At 54.5% G+C, this 24,858-nt stretch carries 25 protein-coding genes; 15 read left to right on the forward strand and 10 right to left on the reverse strand.

Features of this window, described 5'->3' with window-relative positions; all coding sequences use genetic code 11:
- Positions 1-7 precede the first annotated feature (7 nt).
- From hflD to KJI95_RS19705, 4 genes are all read right to left on the reverse strand, one after another.
- Positions 8-622 carry a high frequency lysogenization protein HflD gene (gene hflD / locus KJI95_RS15035; protein WP_214508012.1) on the reverse strand — a complete coding sequence of 205 codons (615 nt, stop codon included), beginning with the start codon at positions 620-622 and terminating at the stop codon, positions 8-10.
- A 3-nt stretch (positions 623-625) separates the two neighbouring features.
- Positions 626-1,759: a tRNA 2-thiouridine(34) synthase MnmA gene (mnmA, locus tag KJI95_RS15040; protein ID WP_214508013.1), complete on the reverse strand. Its 1,134-nt coding sequence runs from the start codon at positions 1,757-1,759 to the stop codon at positions 626-628.
- A 118-nt stretch (positions 1,760-1,877) separates the two neighbouring features.
- Entirely contained in the window at positions 1,878-2,351 is a 474-nt protein-coding gene (locus tag KJI95_RS15045) for an NUDIX hydrolase (RefSeq protein ID WP_214508014.1), read from the reverse strand.
- 150 nt (positions 2,352-2,501) lie between these two features.
- Positions 2,502-3,068 carry a pseudouridine synthase gene (locus tag KJI95_RS19705; RefSeq protein ID WP_432653807.1) on the reverse strand — a complete coding sequence of 189 codons (567 nt, stop codon included), beginning with the start codon at positions 3,066-3,068 and terminating at the stop codon, positions 2,502-2,504.
- 576 nt (positions 3,069-3,644) lie between these two features.
- Here KJI95_RS19705 and KJI95_RS15055 point away from each other — a divergent pair.
- The gene (locus KJI95_RS15055) at positions 3,645-5,870 is read left to right on the forward strand and encodes an NADP-dependent isocitrate dehydrogenase (protein WP_214508016.1); all 2,226 of its coding nucleotides are present in this window, start codon (positions 3,645-3,647) and stop codon (positions 5,868-5,870) included.
- Positions 5,871-6,042: 172 nt separating this feature from the next.
- On the opposite strand, the gene cspD is transcribed toward KJI95_RS15055, so the two are convergent.
- The gene (gene cspD / locus KJI95_RS15060; protein WP_011760171.1) at positions 6,043-6,249 is read right to left on the reverse strand and encodes a cold shock domain-containing protein CspD; all 207 of its coding nucleotides are present in this window, start codon (positions 6,247-6,249) and stop codon (positions 6,043-6,045) included.
- Between the two features lie 203 nt (positions 6,250-6,452).
- Here cspD and clpS point away from each other — a divergent pair, with 203 nt between their 5' ends.
- Positions 6,453-6,761 carry an ATP-dependent Clp protease adapter ClpS gene (gene clpS, locus KJI95_RS15065; RefSeq protein ID WP_214508017.1) on the forward strand — a complete coding sequence of 103 codons (309 nt, stop codon included), beginning with the start codon at positions 6,453-6,455 and terminating at the stop codon, positions 6,759-6,761.
- A 52-nt stretch (positions 6,762-6,813) separates the two neighbouring features.
- The gene (gene clpA, locus KJI95_RS15070) at positions 6,814-9,075 is read left to right on the forward strand and encodes an ATP-dependent Clp protease ATP-binding subunit ClpA (RefSeq protein WP_214508018.1); all 2,262 of its coding nucleotides are present in this window, start codon (positions 6,814-6,816) and stop codon (positions 9,073-9,075) included.
- Between the two features lie 200 nt (positions 9,076-9,275).
- Here the strand turns inward: clpA and infA are convergent, their stop codons facing one another.
- The 3 genes from infA to aat all read right to left on the reverse strand — a co-directional run bounded on the left by infA (position 9,276) and on the right by aat (position 11,018).
- Positions 9,276-9,494: a translation initiation factor IF-1 gene (infA, locus tag KJI95_RS15075; RefSeq protein ID WP_011760168.1), complete on the reverse strand. Its 219-nt coding sequence runs from the start codon at positions 9,492-9,494 to the stop codon at positions 9,276-9,278.
- 110 nt (positions 9,495-9,604) lie between these two features.
- Positions 9,605-10,318, reverse strand: coding sequence for an arginyltransferase (locus KJI95_RS15080; RefSeq protein WP_214508019.1), 714 nt, complete (start codon positions 10,316-10,318; stop codon positions 9,605-9,607).
- A complete protein-coding gene (aat, locus tag KJI95_RS15085; protein ID WP_214508020.1) occupies positions 10,308-11,018 on the reverse strand; it encodes a leucyl/phenylalanyl-tRNA--protein transferase in 711 nt (236 codons plus the stop codon). The genes KJI95_RS15080 and aat overlap by 11 nt, the downstream gene beginning before the upstream one ends.
- A 51-nt stretch (positions 11,019-11,069) precedes the next feature.
- On the opposite strand from aat, the gene KJI95_RS15090 reads away from it, so the two are divergent.
- The gene (locus tag KJI95_RS15090; RefSeq protein ID WP_214508021.1) at positions 11,070-11,537 is read left to right on the forward strand and encodes an outer membrane lipoprotein; all 468 of its coding nucleotides are present in this window, start codon (positions 11,070-11,072) and stop codon (positions 11,535-11,537) included.
- Between the two features lie 159 nt (positions 11,538-11,696).
- A complete protein-coding gene (locus KJI95_RS15095; RefSeq protein ID WP_214508022.1) occupies positions 11,697-12,446 on the forward strand; it encodes a Nif3-like dinuclear metal center hexameric protein in 750 nt (249 codons plus the stop codon).
- A gap of 69 nt (positions 12,447-12,515) precedes the next feature.
- Here the strand turns inward: KJI95_RS15095 and metG are convergent, their stop codons facing one another.
- Complete coding sequence (metG, locus tag KJI95_RS15100) at positions 12,516-14,543, reverse strand: methionine--tRNA ligase (RefSeq protein ID WP_214508023.1); 2,028 nt, start codon at positions 14,541-14,543, stop codon at positions 12,516-12,518.
- Between the two features lie 161 nt (positions 14,544-14,704).
- Here metG and apbC point away from each other — a divergent pair, with 161 nt between their 5' ends.
- Genes apbC through KJI95_RS15145 form a run of 9 tightly spaced genes read left to right on the forward strand, consistent with a single transcriptional unit; the run spans position 14,705 to position 21,865 of the window.
- Entirely contained in the window at positions 14,705-15,817 is a 1,113-nt protein-coding gene (gene apbC, locus KJI95_RS15105; RefSeq protein WP_214508024.1) for an iron-sulfur cluster carrier protein ApbC, read from the forward strand.
- 14 nt (positions 15,818-15,831) lie between these two features.
- Positions 15,832-16,470, forward strand: coding sequence for a uridine kinase (gene udk / locus KJI95_RS15110; protein ID WP_214508025.1), 639 nt, complete (start codon positions 15,832-15,834; stop codon positions 16,468-16,470).
- Between the two features lie 29 nt (positions 16,471-16,499).
- Entirely contained in the window at positions 16,500-17,084 is a 585-nt protein-coding gene (dcd, locus tag KJI95_RS15115) for a dCTP deaminase (RefSeq protein WP_214508026.1), read from the forward strand.
- Between the two features lie 5 nt (positions 17,085-17,089).
- Complete coding sequence (gene pabC / locus KJI95_RS15120) at positions 17,090-18,145, forward strand: aminodeoxychorismate lyase (RefSeq protein WP_214508027.1); 1,056 nt, start codon at positions 17,090-17,092, stop codon at positions 18,143-18,145.
- Positions 18,142-19,152 (forward strand): endolytic transglycosylase MltG, encoded by a 1,011-nt coding sequence (gene mltG / locus KJI95_RS15125; RefSeq protein ID WP_214508028.1) that lies wholly within the window; start codon positions 18,142-18,144, stop codon positions 19,150-19,152. Before pabC ends, mltG begins: the two co-directional genes overlap by 4 nt.
- On the forward strand, positions 19,149-19,784 hold the full coding sequence (gene tmk, locus KJI95_RS15130) for a dTMP kinase (protein WP_214508029.1): 636 nt from the start codon (positions 19,149-19,151) through the stop codon (positions 19,782-19,784). Before mltG ends, tmk begins: the two co-directional genes overlap by 4 nt.
- 2 nt (positions 19,785-19,786) lie before the next feature.
- Entirely contained in the window at positions 19,787-20,692 is a 906-nt protein-coding gene (gene holB / locus KJI95_RS15135; protein ID WP_214508030.1) for a DNA polymerase III subunit delta', read from the forward strand.
- A 12-nt stretch (positions 20,693-20,704) separates the two neighbouring features.
- On the forward strand, positions 20,705-21,031 hold the full coding sequence (locus KJI95_RS15140; protein ID WP_214508031.1) for a PilZ domain-containing protein: 327 nt from the start codon (positions 20,705-20,707) through the stop codon (positions 21,029-21,031).
- A gap of 45 nt (positions 21,032-21,076) precedes the next feature.
- Positions 21,077-21,865: a TatD family hydrolase gene (locus KJI95_RS15145; RefSeq protein ID WP_214508032.1), complete on the forward strand. Its 789-nt coding sequence runs from the start codon at positions 21,077-21,079 to the stop codon at positions 21,863-21,865.
- Positions 21,866-22,121: 256 nt separating this feature from the next.
- Here KJI95_RS15145 and rsmF read toward each other — a convergent pair whose 3' ends face one another.
- Positions 22,122-23,525, reverse strand: a complete 1,404-nt coding sequence (rsmF, locus tag KJI95_RS15150) for a 16S rRNA (cytosine(1407)-C(5))-methyltransferase RsmF (protein WP_214508033.1) — start codon at positions 23,523-23,525, stop codon at positions 22,122-22,124.
- A 79-nt stretch (positions 23,526-23,604) separates the two neighbouring features.
- Between rsmF and KJI95_RS15155 the strand changes: the two genes are divergently transcribed.
- Positions 23,605-24,831, forward strand: coding sequence for a nucleoside recognition domain-containing protein (locus tag KJI95_RS15155; protein WP_214508101.1), 1,227 nt, complete (start codon positions 23,605-23,607; stop codon positions 24,829-24,831).
- Positions 24,832-24,858: the final 27 nt, after the last annotated feature.

Raw genomic sequence — 24,858 nt, forward strand, 5'->3', positions numbered from 1 at the left:
TATTTGTTTATAGGGTAAGATTTTTCTTTGCTGTATCGACAATGGCCTTGCGGGCAAACACCAGATGGCGGCGCTTGCCACCGAGCTGGCGCCACAATACGGCACTGCGCATCGCTGCAAGCAGCAGGGCGCGGATTTTTTGCTGTACCAGCGGCCGCTGCAGCACATTGGGGTTACCTGTGATCTGCAGTTTCGGGCCAAGATTACTGATGATATCGCTGTAAATGCTGGCGAGATTGGCTATCACCTGCTCATCTGTGATAGCAAAGTGATTGAGCTGGCGATGAATTTGATTGATGCGCTCAGACAGCATACCAAGGGCGGAATTACTGCGTGACAGCTTGCGCTCAAGTGCCAGCAGTCCTACCAGATAGCGGGTCATCTCGACGTCTTTATGCTCGCCATCGCCAAGCTGATTCAAAATCCACTTATAGCCCACCTGAAGCTGCACTTTGTCGGCGTACACATCTTCGGGCTGCTCAGGATTGGTCACCAGAATGGTGTTTAAACTCGCGGTCATGGCGTCGGTGTCACTGTCGCCGTGGCGGGCAATATACTGCACCTGTGACAGCGCCTGCAGTATGCCGGCAAAGGCCATGGTGCGTGCTTGCATTTGACTCATGGCTCACTCCTTGATGAGTGAGTCGATGATGCCGCCGCCAAGGCAGACTTCACCGTCGTAAAACACTGCCGACTGGCCCGGCGTTACCGCGGCCACCGGCTCATCGAACAGCACTTCGATGGTTTGTGCATCGATAATTTTCACGCTGCAGGGGATATCCTGCTGGCGATAGCGGGTTTTCACGGTAATGCGCGCGCCATCGGCGGGGCCTTTACGGTCAACCCAGTGCAGCTGATTAACCCGCATGCCTTTGGACATCAGCCGTGGGTGCTCATGGCCCTGGGCCACCACCAGTACGTTGCGGGCCATGTCTTTGTCGACCACATACCAGGGGTCGTCGTTTGAATTTTTCATGCCACCAATGCCAAGGCCTTTGCGCTGGCCGAGGGTGTGGTACATCAAGCCTTCGTGACGGCCGATAATGTCGCCTTCTGGCGTCTCGATGTTGCCGGGCTGAGCAGGCAGGTAGGTGGCGAGGAAGTCTTTGAACTTACGCTCACCGATAAAGCAGATACCAGTGGAGTCTTTCTTATCATGGGTGATAAGACCTTGCTCTTCGGCGATGCGGCGCACCTCGGGTTTTTCAAGCTCGCCTACCGGAAACAGGCTGCGGGCAACCTGCTCGTGGCTTAGGGTGTACAAAAAGTAGCTTTGATCTTTATTGCCATCGATACCGCGCAGCATTTCGGTTTTGCCGTCGGTGTCGCGGCGGCGCACATAGTGGCCCATGGCGATGTAATCGGCATCGAGAATGTCGTCGGCAAATTCAAGGAAGGCTTTGAATTTGATTTCTTTGTTGCACATGATGTCGGGATTCGGGGTACGGCCTGCCTTGTATTCGGCGAGGAAGTACTCAAACACGTTATCCCAGTATTCGGCGGCAAAGTTGACCGTGTGCAGCTTGATGCCAAGCTTGTCGCACACCGCCTGAGCATCTTTGAGATCCTCAGCGGCGGCGCAGTATTCGTCCGTGTCGTCTTCTTCCCAGTTTTTCATGAACAGGCCTTCAACCTGATACCCCTGTTGTTTCAGAAGGTAAGCAGAGACAGAAGAGTCCACACCGCCGGACATGCCGACAATGACTTTTTTGCTGCTGTTGGCAGCAATTTCAGCGGGAGAAGCTGTAGTTGACGTCATACGTTGAAAAAGATCCTTTCGAGTAACCAATCAGCGCCCAAGCCCATGCAGCGTATTAACTGCACTGCAGCTGACTCATTGCAGCTTTACTGTGGCGTTTTCGCGGGGGCATATTCTATCACGGATTGCCCTTTGCGGCTATGGAAAGAAGAGTGCTGTCAAGGAGCTCCAGTGTGCAGCCCTTGCCGGCTAGACAATCATGGATGCAGCGGCTGACCAGCGGGCTTCTGAGGCTGCGGCTGCCCGAATCGATGTCATCAAGGCTCAGCCAGTGCAGGGCATGGATGGCACTGTCTTTGGGGGAGCTTTGGCACTGACTTTCAAGCTCGACCAAAAAGGTGAAACGCAAAAACGCGAGGGTGCTGCTGGCACTGAACTGATACACGCCAATCAGTTTGGACGGCGACGCCTCTATGCCAGTTTCTTCATAAAGCTCCCGTTTGCAGGCATCAATCAGTGATTCATTGGCTTCAAGGTGCCCTGCGGGCTGATTGAACACCGATTTGCCATCGATGATTTCTTCCACCATCAGAAACTTACCGTCGCAGTGCACCACACAGGCCACGGTCACATTGGGTTTGTAGCGCTCCATTCAGGTCTCCCCATGACTATACAATGATGACAATCGGTTAATTAAATGCAGCCGCTAGAAAGCTGAAAAGCGTTTAAGACCGCCGCTTTCAATAAGCGCGCTGCAACATAGTGTTGTGATGCCGCAGTCTGTGAAGCCGCGGTTTACACACTAGCGGCCAAGGCTGTTACGAAGGGCGGCAATCTCATCCTGACTCAAGAGCCGGTACTCGCCGCTGCCAAGGGCGCCCAGCTGCAGCTCACCCATGGCGGCCCGTACCAGACGCAGTGTCGGATGGCCGATGTGCGCCGTCATGCGCCGCACCTGGCGGTTACGGCCTTCGCAAATCTGAATTTCAAGCCAGCAGTCCGGAATACTTTTTCGCTCCCGAACCGGCGGGGTTCGCGGCCACAGGCTTGGCGGCTCGATGCGCTGCACTTTGGCGGGCAGGGTGGGGCCATCGTTGAGCACAACACCCTGGCGTAATTGTTCCAGCTTGGCTTCATCGGGAATACCTTCTACCTGCACCCAGTAGGTTTTAAAGGTTTGTTTTTTCGGCTCAGTCAGCCGTGACTGCAATTTACCGTCGTTGGTTAGCACGAGCAGGCCCTCACTGTCCCGGTCAAGTCGGCCTGCGGCATAGATCCCGGGCAGTGGAATAAAGTCTTTCAGGGTTGCCCGTCCTGTTTCGTCGGTAAACTGGCACAGCACGTCAAAGGGTTTGTTAAAAAGCAGCACTTTGACATCCTGAGGCGCGATTGCTGCTCTGGCAGTTGCGGCTCTGGTGCTTGCCTTTCTAGCGCTTGCCTTTCTAGCGCTTGGATGAGCGCGCGAAGAAGTAGCATTTGAACCTGCGTGTGAATTGCCGCTGGAGTTGCCCTTGCTGGTTACCCTGGCTCCGGTTTGAGTGCGCTGGCGGTCCTCGCGCTTATTCTGTGCTGTGTTCGAATTGGCTGCCGGACTTTTATTGCTGCTGCGATTGCGGCTGCGCTCACCGGTTGCTTTTGGCGTGGATGTGGGCGATTTGGGGCGGCGGGATGCGGACGACACGGCGGATTGAATTCCTTTGTAGCTGTAGCTGTACACTTGGCAGTGACATAGAGTACCCCCTGTTCGCCCTAAGTGGAATTTGAATCTTGGCCTGAATGCTCTATGATGTCGGCCATAAAAATGTGATCCATGCCCTGCCAGCGGCAGGTGGGTTTCCGGGAGTTTAAGGATGTCCCGGGCGAGGGAGCGGCAACAGGCCCTTTGCGCGCAATTATCGAATAAAAACTATAAATCTTTAATTTACACAATCACGTAGGAAGCAAAATGAAAGATAATTCTCCAACGATTATTTACACCGAAACCGATGAGGCGCCAGCACTCGCTACCCTGTCACTGCTGCCCATCCTTCAGACCTTTGCTGAGCCTGCCGGCGTAAAAATCGAAACCCGTGATATTTCCCTGTCCGGACGTGTTATTGCCGCATTCCCTGAAAAACTGACCGACGCCCAGCGCATCGGCGATCACCTTGCTGAGCTTGGCGAGCTGGCAACCAAGCCTGAAGCCAACATCATCAAGCTGCCGAACATTTCAGCCTCCGTGCCACAGCTCAAAGCCTGTATCAAAGAGCTGCAGGCTCAGGGTTACGACATCCCCAACTACCCTGAAGAGCCTAAGACCGACGAAGAGAAGTCAATCAAGGTTCGTTACGACAAGATTAAAGGCAGTGCGGTAAACCCTGTGCTGCGTGAAGGTAACTCAGATCGCCGCGCGCCGCTGTCAGTGAAAAACTATGCCCGCAAGAACCCTCACTCCATGGGTAAGTGGGCCAGCGATTCCAAGTCTCACGTGTCGCACATGGACGCCGGTGACTTCTACGGCTCAGAGCAGTCTGTGACTGTAGCCGCCGCCGATAGCGTAAGCATTGTTCACACCAGCAAGGCTGGCGTTGAAACTGTTCTTAAATCAGGTCTTAAGCTGCAAGCCGGTGAAATCATCGACTCTGCTGTAATGAGCAAAAACGCGCTGGTTGCCTTCTTTGAGCGCGAAATCGACGCCGCCAAAGCTGAAGACGTGCTGCTGTCGCTGCACCTCAAAGCCACCATGATGAAGGTGTCCGACCCCATCATGTTCGGCCACGCAGTGAAAGTATTCTTCAAGCCACTGTTTGCCAAGCACGCCGCCACCTTCGAGCGTCTGGGTGTGGATGTGAACAACGGTTTTGGTGACGTGGTTGCCAAAATCCAGTCGCTGCCAGAAGCTGAGCGCGCTGCCATTGAAGCCGACATTCAGGCCGTTTACGCCGAGCGTCCAGCCATGGCGATGGTGAACTCCGACAAGGGCATCACCAACCTGCACGTGCCAAGCGATGTGATCATCGACGCCTCTATGCCAGCGGCTATCCGCTCTTCCGGTCAGATGTGGGGCCCGGACGGTCAGCTCAAAGACACCAAGTTTATGATCCCGGACCGCTGCTACGCCGGTGTGTACGATGCCACCATCAGCTTCTGTAAAGAGCACGGCGCGTTCGATCCACGTACCATGGGCACTATCCCCAACGTGGGCCTGATGGCGCAAAAAGCCGAAGAGTACGGCAGCCACGACAAGACCTTTGAAATCACTGAAGATGGCGTAGTGACCGTGGTTAACGCCGCCGGTACTGTGCTGATGAGCCACAATGTGGAAGCCGGTGACATCTTCCGTATGTGTCAGGTGAAAGACGCGCCAATCCAGGATTGGGTGAAGCTCGCTGTTCGCCGCGCCCGTCTGTCTGAGACCCCAGCGGTATTCTGGCTCGACAAAAACCGTGCCCATGACGCTGAGCTTATCAAGAAGGTAGAAGCCTACCTGCCACAGCACGACACCTCAGGTCTGGAAATCCACATCATGTCTCCTGTGGATGCAACCAAGTTCTCGCTGGCGCGCATGAAAGATGGCAAAGACACCATTTCTGTTACCGGCAACGTGCTGCGTGACTACCTCACCGATCTGTTCCCAATCCTTGAGCTCGGTACCAGCGCCAAGATGCTGTCTATCGTGCCATTGATGAACGGCGGCGGCCTGTTTGAAACCGGCGCCGGCGGCAGCGCGCCCAAGCACGTTGAGCAGGTTGAAACCGAAAACTACCTGCGTTGGGATTCACTCGGTGAGTTTCTGGCCCTGGCGGCCTCTTTCGAGCATCTGGCGCAAACCGCCGGTGTGGCGAAAGCACAGGTGCTGGCCGATACCCTGGATACCGCCATCGGTAAGTTCCTCGATGAGAACAAGTCTCCGGCCCGCCGTGTAGGTCAAATCGACAACCGTGGCAGCCACTTCTATCTGGCACTTTACTGGGCACAGGCACTGGCGGCGCAAACCGCAGATGCCGAGCTTGCCGCGCACTTTGGCAAACTGGCTGCATCCCTTGCTGCCAACGAAGAGACAATTCTGGCCGAACTTATCGGCGCCCAGGGCAAGGCCGTGGATTTAGGCGGTTACTATCGCCCGGATTTTGCCAAGGCCAGCGCCGTGATGCGTCCAAGCGCTACCCTCAATGGTTTGATGAGCCACTAACAGGCAATTAAATCCAAAAAGAGAGCTTCGGCTCTCTTTTTGTTTGCGGGCGGGGTTGATAAGAACTGGCAATAAAAAACGTCGGCAAAGATAAGTGTGGAAAAAGAAAAAGACGGACAAAGAAAAAGGCAGGGACTTATCCCTGCCTTTTTTGTACGACCACCAGATATAATTATCTGGCCGGTGTAATTGCCGAAGCGTGCATCCCCTTAGGACCTTGCTCAACTTCGAATTGGACTGGTTGGCCTGCTTTTAGAGTTCGATAGCCTTCCATTTCGATAGTTGAATAGTGAGCAAAGACGTCCTCACCACCTTCATCAGGGCAGATAAACCCGAATCCTTTGGCGTTGTTGAACCATTTAACAGTCCCGCTTGCCATACTTCCACTTCCTTCTGTTGTCTACTTCCCAGTAAGATAGTAAAACCAATAAGCGGGTTCCTAACTCCGCTCGTTGAACAGAATGAAAGCAGTGTAAGCGGATGTCAAGCTAAAATTAACAAAGAGGCAACATCTGCTTAATCAAGTGGTATCAAATGGTCAGGCCAGTTGGTACCCGATTGTTGAGAGGCTAATATAGCTATATGGCGAAAGCAGGAAATATCGAACGGGTTGCCGAGCGTGCTGACACCGAATTAATGCCACCATCCATGTATAAGGTGATCCTGAATAATGACGATTACACCCCCATGGATTTTGTGGTAGAAGTACTGCAGCTGTTCTTCAAAATGAATGAGTATCAGGCAACCGAAATCATGTTGCAGATCCATCATCAGGGGAAGGCAGTATGCGGGGTGTTTCCATTCGGAATTGCCGAAACCAAGGTAGCCCAGGTAAATCAATTTGCCAGGCAAAACCAACATCCGTTACTGTGTTCTCTGGAGAAAGCCTAAAGCCTTTTTTTCAGTAGTAGCGATGCTTTAGATGCAGTTTTAGGGGGTGTTTATGCTGAACAAAGATCTTGAAGTGACGTTGAATCTGGCGTTTCAGCAGGCAAGGGATGCCCGCCACGAGTACATGACCGTTGAGCATTTGCTGCTGGCGCTCATTGACAATCCCTCGGCACAGGATGCCTTGGTAGCCTGTGGCGCCGATATCGACAGACTCAGGGAAGAGGTCGCCACATTCATTTCTCAAACCACGCCTATCATTACCGATCCGAGTGATGACAGGGAAACCCAGCCGACTCTTGGCTTTCAGCGGGTATTGCAGCGGGCGGTGTTTCACGTGCAGTCTTCCGGGCGCAACGAAGTAACCGGCGCCAATGTGCTGGTGGCCATCTTCAGCGAGCAGGAATCACAGGCCGTGTATCTGCTGCGCCGAAGCGACATTACCCGTCTCGATGTGGTCAATTATATTTCCCACGGCTTCTCCAAAAATGAAGATGCGCCGCAGGAATCCGAGCAGGAGCGTATCGAAGATAACTCCGAGCAGGCTGAAGAGCAGCGCAGCATGTTGTCGCAGTTTGCATCAAACCTTAATTTGCTGGCCGCCCAGGGGGTGATTGACCCGCTTATTGGCCGTGAAAACGAAATTGAGCGCTCTATCCAAATTCTTTGCCGGCGGCGCAAAAACAACCCACTGCTGGTGGGTGAGGCCGGTGTCGGTAAAACCGCTATCGCTGAAGGGCTTGCGTACCGCATCGTCAATGACGAAGTGCCGGAGATCATGCGCGACGCCACAGTGTATTCCCTTGATTTAGGGGCGTTGCTTGCTGGCACCAAATACCGCGGCGATTTTGAAAAGCGGCTTAAGAGTTTGCTCAAAGAGCTTACCGCCGACAAGCACGCGATTCTCTTTATCGATGAAATTCATACCATTATCGGTGCAGGCGCTGCGTCCGGTGGGGTGATGGATGCATCAAACCTGCTTAAGCCACTGCTTTCAAGCGGTACATTGCGCTGCATGGGCTCGACCACCTTCCAGGAATATCAAAGCATATTCGAGAAGGACAGGGCACTTGCTCGCCGGTTCCAGAAAATCGACGTCAATGAACCTTCGGTCGCCGAAACCACCAAGATTTTGATGGGGCTTAAGAGCAAGTACGAAGAGCACCACGGCGTGCGTTACACCCAGGCAGCCCTTGCCAGCGCCGCCGAGCTCAGTGCCAAGCACATCAATGACCGCCATCTGCCGGACAAGGCCATCGACGTGATTGACGAAGCCGGTGCCCGTATGGCCATGTTGCCTGCGAGCAAACGCCGCAAGACCATAGGCCAGGCTGAAATCGAAACCATCATCGCCAAGATAGCCCGCATTCCGGAAAAGTCGGTATCGACCACCGACAAAGAAATGCTTAAAAATCTTGAACGTAACCTCAAGATGGTGGTGTTTGGTCAGGATAAGGCGATTGAAGGCTTAAGCGCCGCCATTCGCCTGTCGCGCAGCGGTCTTGGCGCCGACAATAAGCCGGTGGGCAGTTTCCTGTTTGCCGGTCCAACAGGCGTGGGCAAAACCGAAGTCACCAATCAGCTTGCCAAGTGCCTGGGGCTTAAGCTGGTGCGTTTCGATATGTCCGAGTACATGGAGTCCCATACCGTGTCGCGGCTGATTGGCGCGCCGCCGGGTTATGTGGGGTACGATCAGGGCGGTTTGCTCACGGATGCGGTGATAAAGCAGCCGCACTGCGTGGTGCTGCTCGATGAAATCGAAAAGGCACATCCTGATGTGTATAACCTGCTGCTGCAGGTGATGGATCACGGTACGCTTACTGACAACAATGGCCGCAAGGCGGATTTTCGCCATGTGACGCTGGTGATGACTACCAACGCCGGGGTGCAGGAAACCGTGCGTAAGTCCATTGGCTTTAAGCAGCAGGATCACAGCCACGATGCCATGTCGGAAATCAACCGGGTGTTCTCACCTGAGTTCCGCAACCGGCTCGATTCGATCATTTGGTTCAACCATCTGGATTTGACCATTATCGCCAAGGTGGTGGATAAGTTCCTGACCGAATTGCAGGCCCAGCTTGATGCCAAGCGGGTGACCCTGATGGTCAGTGACGAAGCCCGCACCTTGCTGGCCGAAAAAGGCTACGACAAGGCGATGGGCGCACGCCCAATGGCGCGGGTGGTGAAAGATCTGATCAAACGGCCACTGGCCGATGAAATCCTCTTTGGCGAACTTGAACATGGCGGTATTGCCCATGTGGATGCCAAAGACGGTGAAATCGTGATTAGTGCAGAAAAGCTGGAGAAGGTCACCTGAGGTGGCCTTCCTCTTTGCCAAGTTGATCCATTAATCGATTAGGCGCTGCTCTTTTCTACGTGCTCTTTTCTAGGTGCTCTGTCCTGGGTGCTGTGTCCTGGAAGCTATGTCATAAATCATCAGTCACACAATATTTGTCTTACAAAATCAGACAAACAAAAAACCCGGCTTGGCCGGGTTTTTGATGATGACGATCAGGATCAGCGGGCGCGGAAGACGATACGACCTTTGGTCAGATCATAAGGAGTCAACTGAACAGTGACCTTGTCACCGGTCAGGATGCGGATGTAATTCTTGCGCATTTTACCTGAGATGTGGGCGATCACCACGTGACCATTCTCGAGCTCTACGCGAAACATAGTGTTTGGCAGAGTCTCCAGGATAGTACCCTGCATCTCAATGCTGTCTTCTTTCGCCATTAAAAAATTGTCCCATTAGCCTTCAAATATGAAAAACGGGCGTATCATGCCCCAAATCGGCCTGAGTGTAAAGGGGACGGCCATAATCAAAGTAACTGAAAATCTGTGGTTCAGCTGTCAATGTCGCGGCTTAGCTGCCAACCCTGGGGGGTGAGGATCTGGTAGGGGCGGTAGAGCCGCTTGTAACACATTTTGCGGTTTTCATCGATTTGATAGCCAAGGTACAGCTGCTCTTTACCAAGCGTTGCCGCCAGTTGCAGCTGAGTCAGGATAAGTTGGCTGCCAAGGGAGCGATGCTCAAATTCAGGGTCAAAAAAACTGTAAATAGCAGAAAGACTTGTGGGCAATACATCGGTTACGGCTACCGCAAGCAGTTGGCCATTGAGCCTAAGCTCAACAAAGGCCGGCGGCGACCAATGGCACTGCACAAAATGTTCATACTGGCCAAGGCTTGGCGGAAACATCGGGCCATCGGCATGGCGAAGATTGATGTACTTTTCATACAAGGCGTAGTGCTCAGGGCTGCTTTGCTCAGTCCAGTGCACGGTCAAATCGTTGTTTTTGCTCAGGGTGCGTTTTTGACGCTTCGACGGGCTAAAGCTTTTAACCGGAACCCGCAGTGCCTGACAGGCGGTACAGCTTGGGCAGCGGGGCTTGTAGATAGCTTCGCCGCTGCGTCTGAACCCAAGTTGCAGCAGCCGCTCAAACAGCAGGCTGTCCAGAAACGGCTCCTGAATAATCAGCAGCTGCTCTTGGCGCCCTTCAAGGTAACTGCAGGGAAACAGCTGGCTTATCCCTACGCTGACGTGGGTACTATTGTCCAATCGATAACTCCCGTGGCTGCCAGCAAAGTTCACTCACCTTACCATCACGCAGCGCCTTGAGATGGCCAAGAAAGGTGCTTCGAGGTATTTCCAGGGCACCTAGGCTTTTCAGGTGAGGGTTCATGACCTGGGCATCGAGCAGCTTATAGCCGCTGGCTGACAGATGCTGATGCAGTGCCCACATGGCGATTTTGGAGGCGTCGGTTTCGCGGTGAAACATAGACTCACCGCAAAATACCTGTCCGACAGACATGCCATAAAGACCGCCGACCAGCCGCTCGCCCAGCCAGACTTCGACTGAGTGCGCATGCCCGAGGCTGTGCATTTCAAGGTAGGCGAGCTGAATTTCCTGAGTTATCCAGGTGCCTTGCTGTTTGCTGCGCGGCTGGGCGCAGCCGGCCATGACGTCGGCAAAGGCATGATTGAGCGTGATGCGCCAGCGCTGTTTACGCAGGCTCTTTTTAAGGCTCTGACTGATGTAAAGCTCGCCCGGAATAAACACGGCGCGGGGATCCGGCGACCACCACAAAATGGGATCGTCGGCGTTAAACCAGGGGAAAATCCCATCGTAATAGGCCGCTAGCAGCCGTTTGGGGTGCAGAGAGCCGCCAATGGCAAGCAGGCCATTGGGGTCGCTCAGTGCAAGCTCGGGCGATGGGAATCGCATCTGCTCATCATCAATAAAAGACAGGCCGCTCACAAACGAGTACTATCAGAGGGATGTTATTAATAAAGTAGCGGATCTTGCATTATGTGGAAACCGGCACTCGTCTGTCTGATGCTTTTGCCAGCATATTTTACCCCGTCATCACAGGCGGCTTATGAACGAAATCAAGCGGTTCCTGTTGAGAAAGTGCTGTATGGCGACGTGGTATCGGTGCGCCGCATTACCGAGCAGGAATTGGTAGAAGACCGCCATCAGGGCTGGCGCACCTTTGGTGGTGCCTTACTGGGTGGTGTGATTGGTCATCAGTTTGGTGGTGGCAGCGGTCAGGATGTGGCCACTGTACTTGGCGCTCTGGCTGGCGGCGCGCTCGCCCACCGGGCCGGGGGCGACTATTACCGTGAGTATTCGTTGGTTGAACTGATGATCCGTCAGGAAGACGGCACCCAGGTTATGGTGCTGCAGGATGAAGATCCCCGCATGGCGTTTCAAAGCGGTGATGAGGTGCGGGTGGTGTATCTGGTTGGCTCGGTAAGGGTTGATAAGGCCATGTAATGCTTCGCAAAGCATGTTCGCACTTACACACGTATGCACTGACGCCCGCTGATGCGGGCGTTTGCCTATGTAGCGCATGGCTTTGGATTGACCACGCCCGGCAAGCGGGTACACTGTCGCTATTAAGTGATTGGTTTGCTTACATCATCGGGAGAACTCATGGAACGCGCAGCGCTGAGTCACTATTTGGCTGAGTTTTTACAAACCGGCCGTTTCAAGGATTACGCCCCTAATGGCTTGCAGGTTGAAGGGCGCAATGACATACGTACCATAGTGACGGGCGTTACCGCCTGTCAGGCCCTGATTGACAAAGCGGTCGAACTGAACGCCGATGCGATTTTGGTTCACCACGGTTTTTTCTGGAAAAATGAGCCGGATGTCCTGGTCGGTATGAAGCAGAGGCGGATTAAAACGCTGCTTGGCAACGACATTAATCTCTTTGGCTATCATTTGCCGCTGGATGCGCATCCCGTGGTCGGCAACAACGCCACCCTGGGGCGTCGCCTTGGTATTCTGGACGCTGAAGCCCACGAATCACTCGGTGACGGCCTCTTGTGGTGGGGTAACACCGAGGCACCGCTGAGCGGTGATGCCTTCAGTGGCCTGCTTGAGCGGGTGCTTGGCCGCAAGCCGCTGCATATCGGCGCGGATAAGCCCATTCACCGCATCGCCTGGTGCACCGGCGGTGCGCAGGACTATATCGACATGGCGGTGGCACTCGGAGTGGACGCTTTTATCAGCGGCGAAGTGTCGGAGCGTACTTTCCACAGTGCGACTGAGCAGGGCATTCACTATTTTGCCGCTGGTCACCACGCTACTGAGCGTTATGGCATTGAGGCTTTAGGTGAGCACCTGCGCCGGGAGTTTGGTCTGAACCACCATTTCGTGGATATCGAAAATCCGGTTTAACCGCTTAACCCACTGGGTGCAACAGTACACAAAAAAGGCCGCAATCGCGGCCTTTTTGATGACTCGGGTTTATTTCACCCGCATGCCTGGCTTGGCGCCTTCATGGGGCTCCAGCACAAACAGGTCTTTACCGCCCGGGCCTGCGGCCAGCACCATGCCTTCGGACATGCCAAAGCGCATCTTGCGCGGCGCGAGGTTCGCTACCATCACGGTGAGCTTGCCTTCCAAATCCTCGGGGTTGTAAGCAGACTTAATGCCGGCAAACACCTGACGCACTTCACCGCCAATATCCAGCTGCAATTTCAGCAGTTTATCGGCTTCTGGCACGGCTTCGGCCTTTTTAATCAGTGCTACGCGCAAATCGATTTTGGCGAAGTCTTCATAGCTGATGGTTGGGCTGATGGGGTCATCGGCCAGCGGGCCTGCTTTAACTGGCTCTGCAGTGGCTTGCAGGTTTTCCTTGGAGGCCTCCACCATGGCGGCGACCTTGTCGAGTTCAACCCGCTGCATCATGGGCTTGAATTCGGCGATTTCATGGCCGCTCAAATCAGCACTCAGGCCATCCCAGGTGAGTTCCATCTTGAAGAAGGCTTCCACGTCTTTGGCAAGGCGCGGCAGCACTGGCTTTAAGTAGGTGACCAGAATGCGGAACAGGTTCAGGGCGTTAGAGCACACCTGATGGGCCTCTTCCTGCTTGTCGTCCTGTTTCACCAGCTGCCATGGCGCTGCATCGGCCACAAAGCCGTTGGCGATGTCGGCCAGTGCCATGATTTCACGCATGGCTTTGCCGTATTCGCGGGTCTCAAACAGCTCGGCAATCAGGTCCTGCTTGGCAAGGAAGCTGTCAATCAGGCTCTTGTCCGCTACAGTGGCGAGCTTGCCATCGAAGCGCTTGGTGATAAAGCCTGCGGTGCGTGAGGCGAGGTTAACAAGCTTACCCACCAGATCTGAGTTCACCCGCTGGGCAAAGTCTTCGAGGTTTAAATCCAGATCGTCAATACGGGCGCTGAGTTTGGCGGCGTAGTAGTAACGCAGATACTCAGGATCCAGATGATCAAGGTAGGTGCGGGCCTTGATAAAGGTGCCCTTGGACTTGGACATCTTGGCGCCGTTGACCGTCACATAACCGTGGGCGTAAACGCTGCTTGGCTGGCGGTAACCGGCGCCGTGCAGCATGGCGGGCCAGAACAGGCTGTGGAAATAAACGATGTCCTTGCCGATAAAATGATACACCTCGGCGCTGGAATCTTTGGCCCAGAACTCATCAAAATTGATGTTGCCGCGTTTGTCGCAGAAGTTTTTGAACGAGCCCATGTAGCCGATAGGGGCATCGAGCCACACATAGAAATACTTGCCCGGCGCATCGGGGATCTCAAAGCCGAAGTAAGGTGCGTCGCGGGTGATGTCCCACTGTTGCAGGCCTTGCTCGAACCACTCGTCCAGCTTGTTGGCCATTTCGGATTGCAGCGCGCCGGAGCGCGTCCACTCTTTGAGCATGCCTTCAAAGGCGGGCAGGTCGAAGAAGAAGTGCTCGGTGTCTTTCATCACCGGCGTGGCGCCACTCACCGCAGAGCGTGGGTTAATCAGCTCGGTTGGGCTGTAGGTCGCGCCGCAGCTGTCACAGTTGTCGCCGTACTGATCTTCAGACTTACACTTGGGGCAGGTGCCTTTTACGAAGCGGTCTGGCAGGAACATCGACTTTTCAGGGTCGAACAGCTGGGAGATGGTCTTGCTCTTGATATAGCCGCCGTCACGCAGCTTGAGGTAAATCTCGCTCGCCAGTGCGCGGTTTTCGTCACTGTGGGTGCTGTGGTAGTTGTCAAACGCCACTTTGAAGTCGGCAAAATCCTGCTGATGCTCAACGTTAACCTTGGCAATCATCTCTTCGGGTGCCATGCCAAGTTGCTGCGCCTTGAGCATGATAGGTGTGCCGTGGGCGTCATCGGCACAAATGTAGTGGCACTCGTGGCCGCGCATTTTTTGAAAACGCGACCAGATATCGGTCTGAATGTACTCCAGCATATGCCCCAGATGAATTGGGCCATTGGCATAGGGCAGGGCGCTGGTGACAAGGATTTTACGTTGTGAATTTGCCATCTTTACTCAAAATCGTGTTGGTCCCGGAATAATTGGCTTAGATACTAACCGATGCGCGCGTCATTTTCACCAAAAGCCTGTGCAATTGAGCTATTTGTGCACGCATCTTTTGGGCAATATCTGATACACTTGGGCAAATTTTTTCAGGGGGAAAGTCATTGATGTTGTCGTCCCGGAACTATCAGTTACCAGAGCCGCTGCTCTCATCTGTACTTGCGATATTGGATGCCCATATTGAACCCAGGCTGCAGCAGGGGCTCGTCAGCGCCGGTATGGTAAGCAAGCTTGGCCTTAAGGGCCGCCGGCTGGAGCTTGGTTTGGTGTATCCCTACCCGTGTCAGAGCAGCTACAAAGACACAGTGATGACCCTGACCAGAGCGCTGGCTACGCTGGATGCCATTGATGAAGTCGAGTGTGAAATCGACCTGCAGGTGCCGGTAAACACCGGCAGCACCAATACCGCCGCCATTCCCAATGTGAAAAACGTGATTGCGGTGGCGTCCGGCAAGGGCGGGGTGGGCAAATCCACTACCGCAGTCAATCTGGCGCTGGCGCTCGCCGCCGAAGGTGCCAATGTTGGTATTCTCGATGCCGACATTTATGGCCCCTCTGTGCCTGTGATGCTCGGCATTGCCGATTTCAAACCAGTATCGCCGGATGGCAAGATGATGACCGCCGCCAAGGTGCACGGCATTGCCGCCCAGAGTATCGGTTTTATTCTCGCCGATGAGCAGGCCGCGGTGTGGCGCGGGCCTATGGCCGCCGGTGCGCTGGTACAGCTTATTAACGAAACCAGCTGGCCTGAGCTTGATTATCTGGTGGTGGACATGCCGCCCGGCACAGGTGACATTCAGCTCACCCTGTCGCAAAAGGTGCCGGTAAGCGGCGCTGTGGTGGTGACCACACCGCAGGATATCGCGACCCTGGATGCCAAAAAGGGCATCACTCTGTTTAATAAAGTGAATATCCCGGTGCTTGGCATCGTGGAGAACATGAGTTTCCATTTGTGCCCCAATTGCGGGTACAAAGAGCACCCCTTTGGTACCCATGGCGGCAGCAATATTGCCGAGCGCTATGCCGTGCCGCTGCTTGGTGAGCTGCCGCTCAACATCAGTATCAGGGAAGGCATGGACAAAGGCTTACCCTCAGTGGTGGCCGAGCCTTCGGGTGATATCGCCGCGATTTACCGGGAAATCGCATGCAAAGTGGGTGCAAGTCTTGCGAAAACCAAGCCCCAGACCGGTGTTTCCATCAGCATTTCCGACGACGAGTAAAAGGTTTTAAGTATATGAATTCACAGCAATGTGTCATTATTGGTATTGCAGGGGCCAGTGCATCAGGCAAGAGCCTTATCGCCAAGACCATATATGAGGAATTGTGCCGGGATCTGGGAACGGATCAGATAGGAGTTATCGCAGAAGACGCCTATTACCGCGACCAGAGTCATCTGTCCATGGAAGAGCGGGTAAAGACCAACTACGACCACCCTAAAGCCATGGATCATGAGCTCCTTGCACAGCACTTGCTGACATTAAAGGATGGCGGCTCGGTGGAGATCCCGGTGTACAGCTACACAGAGCACACGCGCATGAGCGAAACCCGGGTGATGACGCCGAAAAAAGTCATTATTCTGGAAGGGATTTTGCTGCTCACCGATCCTAAGCTGCGTGAACTGATGGACGCCTCGGTGTTTATGGACACGCCGCTGGACATCTGTTTCCTGCGCCGCCTGACCCGCGATGTGGCCGAGCGCGGCCGCACCATGGAGTCGGTAATCAGCCAGTACCAAAAAACCGTGCGGCCGATGTTTTTACAGTTTATTGAACCGTCAAAACAGTATGCCGACATTATCGTGCCCCGTGGCGGTAAAAACCGTATTGCCACCGATATCCTTAAGGCGCGAATTCAGCACCTGCTCGCCAAATAACAAACACAATTCAGGGAGATAAAGGCAAGATGCGATTAACTGACATAGAAATTGAACAGGCGCTCGATGAAGGCAAAATCGTCATCGACCCGCGGCCAAGCAATGATGCCATCAGCGGCGTCAGCGTGGATGTGCGTCTTGGTAACCAGTTTCGGGTGTTTCAGGATCACACCGCGCCCTTTATCGACTTAAGTGGCCCAAGCATTGAGGTGCAGGCGGCGCTCGACCGGGTGATGAGCGATAAAATCGACATCAAAGACGGCGACGCGTTCTTTTTGCACCCGGGCGAACTGGCGCTTGCCGTCACCCTTGAAAGTGTGACTTTGCCGCCGGATATCGTTGGCTGGCTCGATGGCCGCTCGTCACTGGCCCGTTTGGGGCTGATGGTGCACGTGACCGCGCACCGTATCGATCCGGGCTGGCAGGGTAAGATTGTGCTTGAGTTTTACAATAGCGGTAAGCTGCCACTGGCGCTGCGCCCGGGTATGACCATTGGCGCGCTTAACTTTGAGCGCCTCAGCGGCCCAGTAGCGCGTCCGTACAACACCCGCAAAAACGCCAAGTACAAAGATCAGCAGGAAGCGGTGGCAAGCCGCATCAGTCAGGACAGCTAAGCTGCATGACCGACGTTCGGAGCAATAAAGTGACTCAGGACGAGCAAAAGGCGTTATCCGGCGCAGGCGCTGCCAATTCGCCAACCCTGTGCTGGCACGATTTAACCGGTTCCGGCACTGCGGGATCAACTGCGGCGGTTCCGGGCACTGCTGGTTCGAACCTGGAGAGCACTAATTCCGTCATTGAAAACACCGCCATTTCCGGCGCCGATCGGGCGCTGGCCTATGGCGATGGCCTGTTTGCGACCATGCGGGTGCTGGATGACGGGCGGATAACCTGTCTTGACACCCACCTCTCAAGGCTCGCCCAGGGCATGCTGCGGCTTGGTTTTTTCAGAACCGATAGTCACTCCGGTATGCCAGCTGATAGCACGTCAAGTGCCGGTGCTGACAAGCCGTCCGCACAAGATGCGCTGCTTTCGCAGCTGCTGGCACACATCAAGTCAAGATTGATTATCGCCGCTTCCTTGCATAAAGGCGGCGGCCTTAAGCTTATCCTTAGCCGGGGCGAGGGTGGGCGTGGTTATCTTGCGCCGTCTAATCCCAAAGTGCTCGCGGTATTAAGCGCTTTTGCGTTGCCGGCGCATTACAGCGACTGGCGTGCGCGCGGCGTTGCCCTTGCCAGCGCGTCGCTGCAACTTGGGCGTCAGCCAAAGCTTGCTGGCATGAAACACCTAAACCGGCTCGAGCAGGTTCTTATTCGCGCTGAGCCCTTGCCGGACTGGGCCGATGACTTTCTGGTTAAAGACTGTAACGGCGAGGTCATTGAAAGCTCGATGGCCAATCTTGTTTTTATTGTCGGCAACACCTGCATTACGCCCCATCACAGCTATGCCGGCGTCTCAGGTGTCATGCGCCAATGCCTGCTCGAAGCGCTGCTGTCACTAGGCTACCGGGTCGAGGCCAAGGCGGTTTCTGAGGCGCTGCTCACTTGCTGTGATGCAGTGCTGATGAGTAACAGCCTGATGGGCGTTATCGAAGTGCGGCGCATTAATCATCATTATTTTCCTGAATTTCATGGCATCGACGCTGTGCGTGATGCGCTGGACTCATTTTTATGAAACGAATTTTGCTCGCCCTTGGGGCGTCGGTATTCAGCCTAGCCCTGATTGGGGCAGGCGTGGTGATGTGGGGCATGAATGCCCTTGAAAGCTATGGTAAAACGCCGCTTAATCTTCAGCAGGAACGTGAGCTTGATGTGGTTAAAGGCATGAATGCCCGTACCCTTGGCAAAGAGCTGATGAAAGAGGGGCTTCTTAGCGAAGGCTGGGAATTTGACTGGTTCTTGCGCCTGCATCCTGAATACGCTGGCATACGCCAGGGCACCTACGCCATCGCCCCCGGTGACACGCTAGTGGATTTATTTGCCAAACTGCTTGATGGCAAAGTGAAAGATTTCAGCGTTACCCTGGTGGAAGGCCAGACGGTGCGCGAGTGGAGCGCAAGGCTGAAAACGGCCGCACGACTTAACTGGCAGGAGGATGCCTTTTTGGCGGTGCTGAAGGCCGAAGGCGACAGCTCAGGACTGCCGGAGGGGAAATTCTTCCCCGACACCTACAGCTACCATGCCGGTCAGTCGGTTACTGCCATGCTCACCCAAAGCTATCGTAAGATGCAGCAGGAGATTGAGGCAGCCTGGAAGGCGCGCAGCAGCGACTCGCCGCTCAAATCGCCCTATGAGCTGCTTATCCTGGCGTCCATCATCGAAAAGGAAACCGGCAAAGCCGATGAGCGGCCGCTGATAGCCTCGGTGTTTATCAACCGCATTCGCCTCGGCATGCGCCTGCAAACCGATCCGACTGTGATTTATGGCATGGGCGAGCGCTTCAACGGCAATATCACCCGTAAAGATCTGCAGGAAGATACGCCGTTCAATACCTATCGTATTGATGGCCTGCCGCCAACCCCCATTGCCGCACCGGGCCGCGCCGCACTGATGGCAGCAGCGGTGCCGGCCAAGGCTGATTACCTTTATTTTGTGTCGCGTAACGATGGCAGCCATGTGTTTTCCAAAACATTGAGCGAGCATAACCGCGCTGTAAACGAATATCAGAGAAAGCAAAAATGACCGAGTCTCGCGCAAAATTCATTGTTATCGAAGGACTTGAAGGTGCGGGTAAGTCCAGTGCCGTCGCGCTGGTAACCGATTTTATTGAAAAGCACACAGGCAAAGCCCCCGTGTGCACCCGTGAGCCCGGCGGTACGCCGCTTGCTGAAAAAATCCGTGATTTGGTTAAAAACGCCGAGCCTGGCGATCCGCTTTGTGACGAAGCCGAATGCCTGCTGTTTTACGCCGCACGGGCGCAGCTGGTGGCCAATGTTATAAAGCCGGCGCTTGCGGATGGGCGCTGGGTGCTTGGCGATCGGCATAATTTATCCTCTATCGCCTATCAGGGCGGCGGCCGCGGTTTGATGTCCCTGGTCAGTCGCTTAAGCGACATCACCCTCGGTGACTTTAAACCCGATTTGACCCTGTATCTCGACATCGACCCTATCCTTGGCCTCGAGCGCGCGGCCAGGCGCGGTGCCCTTGACCGGATTGAGCAGCAGGAGATAGATTTTTTCCAACGGGCACGGCAAACCTTTTTAAGTGAAGCGGCCAAGGATGACTCCATCAAGGTGATCGATGCATCAAGGCCACTTACCGAGGTACATGCTGCCATCATCGCTACGCTTTCAGCCGCATTTTCGGTTAACTGAGCATGGATTTATATCCCTGGTTCCAGCCAAGTTTTGATAAATTTCTGCAGCTGTCCGCTGCAGGACGGCTGCCCCATGCGCTGCTGGTCGGGATTGAAGAGGGTCTGGGTGTCAATGCGCTGCTTGAGCGTATGGCAGGCTCGGCGCTGTGTTTGTCGGTAACGCCCCACGGCGCCTGCGGTCAATGTAAGTCCTGTCAGCTGCTTAGCGCCGGTAATCATCCTGATTTTTACCGGCTGGTTGCCGATGGCAATCAAATCAAGGTGGATCAGGTACGAAGCCTTATCGCTGACTTCGCCACCACGGCGCAGCAGGGCGGCAAGCGTGTGGCCCTTATCCACGGCGCCGAGCGTATGAATCAGGCGGCGGCCAATGCGCTGCTGAAAACCCTCGAAGAGCCGCCGGCCAATACCCTTATTCTGCTGCAAAGCAACACCCCGGCGCGGCTGCTGCCAACCCTGCGAAGCCGCTGCCAGCAACTGCCTTTTGTTGCACCTGATAATCACGCCATCGCGGCCTGGCTTTCCCGTGAGGGGCTCAGAGCTGATGCCATCTGGGCACTGCCTGTGGTCGGCGGACCGGTAAAGTTGGCAGAGTACTTGCAAAACAACAAGATGGAAGTGCTGGAGCGATATCGAAAAGATTGGCGAAGCAGTTTGTCCCACGGCCATCTGTGTGCTAGCTTTAACGATATCAGCGAAGAACAAATTACTGATGTACTTAAGGTTTTGTATTCAGTACTTCTTGAAGCTGTGCAAGAGTTGTCACTTGGCAATCCCATTCGGGCGGCGAAAGTCGCTGGTTTGGCTGGCGAAATTATGGCTGTGTGCCATACCTTAACTACTATGTCGAGCGTCAATTATCTGGCACTATGTCAGAAATTTGTCTCCAGTTATCAGGGCTTATAAGCAACTTAGTCTATGGTTGATTTGATGGTGAATTTCGATACGCTGCATCAGTTGTATCGAGCCTACATGCCTTTCATTAAGCCTGCCGGGCTGTTTGTGTCCACCAGTGAAAGCCATTTTTTGGGGCAGGAGCTGACGCTGGCCTACCGCTTACCGGGCGCGACTGCCGTGCATCAACTGCGCGGGGTAGTGGTGTGGATCAATCCGGTCGGCGCTTCCGGCGGCCGTCCACCCGGGGTTGGCCTTAAAATCATGTCCGATGCCGAAACCCATAAACACCATATTGAAAACCTGCTTTCCCGCGAACTCGCCTCAGGCGATTTGACCTGCACCATGTAGGCCGCTATTCTTGCCATCCTTTTATTGACCGGCAGGAAACCCAAGGTGCTCATCGATTCACATTGCCATCTCGACAGACTCAAGGCCGGGCCTTGTGACACTTCTTTGGCCTCGTTGCTGGGGGCCGCCAAAACCCGTGGCGTTGATTATGTGCTGTGCGTAAATGTGCGCCAAAAGGGCTTTGACGCCATGCGTGAGCGGGTGGAAATGTTCGACAATGTGTTCCTCTCAAGCGGCGTGCATCCCCTTGATGTAAAAGAAGGGCTGGATGTTGCCGAGCTTAAAGCCTTTGCCTCACATCCCAAAGTGGTTGCCATTGGCGAAACCGGCCTTGATTACTATTACGCCGATGAAAGCCGCGAGCTGCAGCTTCAGTGTTTTGAGCAGCAAATCGCCCTAGCCCGCGAAGTGAATAAGCCGCTCATCGTGCATACCCGTGACGCCCGTGAAGATACCATCCGTTTGCTCAAGGATGGCGGCGCCGAGCAGGTTGGTGGTGTGCTGCACTGCTTTACCGAAAATTGGGAAATGGCCAAGGCGGCGATGGACTTGGGCTTTTATATTTCGGTCTCAGGTATTGTCACCTTCAAAAATGCGGCAGAGCTTCGCGAGGTCATCCGCAAGGTGCCCAAAGACAGGTTGTTGGTTGAAACCGATTCGCCCTATCTGGCGCCGGTGCCGCACCGCGGCCAGGAAAATCAGCCCGCCTATGTGCGTGATGTGGCGGAGTTTGTTGCTGAGCTTCGCGGTGAAAAGTTTGCTGAACTTGCTGAATTCACTACCCGGAACTTTTTTACCCTGTTTAAGGATGCGGCGCGTCTTGCCGGTCGCTGAATTTACCGGTCACGGAGTTTAAGGTTCGCCTGAGTGTATTTCTGCTAAATCAGCTGATTTAACACATAAAAAAAGGCCCAAAACTATTCCTGATGTTTTGGGCCCAGGGGAATGGCTCAATAAAGAGCCGTGCGCTATTCAGTTCCAAAAGGGTATTGAGGAAACACTCCTACCAGTCTAGAACAGTGATTTATCTTTTGCTGAATTTATGAGCAAATTTTTTTCACCATTCATAAACCACTAGCCGCCTGTGTGCTCAGCTTTGGACGTTATCGCGGCAAAGCTCACGTGGCAAGTTGTTTTTAAGCTTATTCCCCAGATGCTTGGCAAGGCCAAGTGGCGCGCCGTGCAGTGAAAGAATTTGTTCACCCAGCGCTTTAGTGCCATCAATCGCCACATCCCGCCCCATTAAATAGGCTTTTGCGGCCTCGTCGCTCACCGGCCACAGCTTGTTGCAGCTAAGGCTCATCACCGCTTCGTGGCGAATTTTGATGCCGTGCTTGTGGTTTTCAGCAAGCTTTAGACCAATGCGCTGCAAGCGGATCCGCTCAGTAAGGGCCAACAGGCCGTCGGGCACCAACCAGAATTCATCATCGCGCATCAGCACGCTCGCATCTTTTGGCAGCGAGAGCCCCAGGGATGCCAGCGCCTCAGCCAACGCCTGACGTGGCTTTGGTGCTGCCGGCGTAAAGGGGAATTTAGCGCGGTAATTCGGATCGTCGGTATTTCGCAGCACTGCCCGTGTTTTACGAAGCCTTGCCACAAAAAAGCCTTCACTGTCGTAAATTTGCGGCCAGATATGTAGAAAGCCTTCTTCAGTCAGAGATTTATCTGTACCGTCAAACAGGTTTGCGAGAGATTCAAACTCCACCGCATCGCCATAACGCGCTTTCAGAAAATGACAAACGGCCTGGTTTTCCTGCCGGTTCAGGGTGCAGGTCGAGTAAATAAGTACGCCGCCGGGTTTGAGCGCCTGAAAGGCTGAATCAATCAAATCCCGCTGCAGCGCGGCAATCGACTCAATTTCGGCAAGGTCCCAGTGCTTCAGGCTTAAGGGGTCTTTACGCACTGTGCCTTCGCCGCTGCAGGGCGCATCCAGCAAGATGGCATCGAAGGTTTCAAAAAGATAACTGCCGAATACTCTGCCATCAAAATTAGTCATCGCCGTGTTGACCACGCCCATGCGCTGTAAATTGGCGGCAAGCACCTTGGTGCGGCTCGCGGAGTATTCGTTGGCAAGGATCAGGCCCTGATTGTCCATCAAGGCGGCAAGCTGGGTGGTTTTGGAGCCAGGCGCCGCCGCAACATCGAGCAGCATGGCAGGTTTGCTGTCCTCGCCAAACATCAGCGCTGCTGGCGGCATCATGGAGCTCGCTTCCTGGATGTAAAACAGCCCCTGAATATGCTCAACCAGATTTCCGGGCTGGCAATCGTCAGGGTAGCTTACCCAAAAGCCGTCCTTACACCAGGGAATGGCAGCAAACTGCCAGCCGCGGGGTTCAAGTATGGCTTTAAGCGCGTCAGCGGAAATTTTCAGGGTGTTAACCCGGATAGCAGGGCGCAGCGGCAGACCGCAGTAATGGATAAAGTCATCCATGCTCAGATGGGATGGCATTTCTTGCGCAATGCTATTGATAAAATTTTGATTTAATTGAACCATAATGCCAGAAAGCTTGTAGCAGATGGCGGCAGTATATCAGATGTACCGGCCGCTGGGTGCCGGGAATTGGGAGAAGGCATTGCTCAATCGGGTATGGATGGTGTTTTTTGCGGTAAGCCTGGCGGCGGTGCTGCTGCGCCTTGGTCAGGGCGACACCAGTGTGGTCAGTGCGGCGGTAGAAGGGCTGTTTGCCAGTGCCAAACTTGCCGCCGAAATTGCCATTGGCCTTGTGGGCGTGCTCGCGCTGTGGCTTGGGTTGATGCGGGTTGGCGAGAAGGCAGGCATGGTTGCTGCGCTGGCAAAAGTCAGCGAGCCACTGCTTGCTAAACTCATGCCCGAGGTGCCGAAAGGCGATCCGGCCTTTGGTAGTGTGACCATGAATCTGATGGCCAATGTGCTGGGGCTGGATAACGCCGCCACGCCGCTTGGCCTCAAGGCGATGAATGACCTGCAGCGCCTCAATCCCATCAAAGATACCGCCTCCAATGCGCAGATCCTGTTTTTGGTGCTCAACACCTCGTCTGTGACCCTGATCCCGGTAACCGTGTTCCTTTACCGCGCCCAGCAGGGCGCAGCGTCGCCCGCCGATGTGTTTTTGCCGATATTGCTCGCAACCTCTGCCTCCACACTGGCAGGTCTTCTGTGTGTGGCGCTGGTGCAGCGCTTGCCCTTGTTTTCAGCCGTGGTACTTGGCTATGGCGCGCTGATGATAAGCGCTTTGCTGGCGCTTATTGCCTATCTTGGCACTCTCGCTGCCGATGAGATTGCCGCTGTGTCCGGTCTGGCCGGCAATGGGGTGTTGCTTGGGCTTATCTTTTTGTTTGTGCTTGGCGCAAGTGTGAGGCGGGTTGCCATTTATGATGAATTTATCGAGGGTGCCAAGGAAGGCTTCGGGCTTGCCATTCAGCTTATCCCTTATCTTTTGGCGATGCTGCTGGCAATTGGCTTGCTGCGCGCGTCCGGGGCGCTCGATTATCTTTTGTCGCTGATTGCTGCGCTCGTGAGCGCCATCGGCGGCGATACCCGCTTTGTGGATGCTCTGCCCACGGCGCTGATGAAGCCTTTCAGTGGCAGCGGTGCCCGCGCCATGATGCTGGAAACCATGGCACATCACGGCGTTGACTCTTTTGCCGGCCGCCTTGCAGCGGTATTTCAGGGCTCCACCGAAACCACCTTTTACGTGCTGGCGGTGTATTTTGGTGCGGTGGGCATTAAATACAGCCGCCATGCGGTGGGCTGTGCCCTGACTGCCGATCTCGCTGGCATTCTCGCCGCCATTGGCGTTTGTTATTGGTTTTACGGCTGAAAAAAACGCGGGCATTTGCCCGCGCTG

Source organism: Shewanella jiangmenensis, from assembly GCF_018596335.1.
GTDB classification, from domain to species: Bacteria; Pseudomonadota; Gammaproteobacteria; order Enterobacterales; family Shewanellaceae; genus Shewanella; species Shewanella jiangmenensis.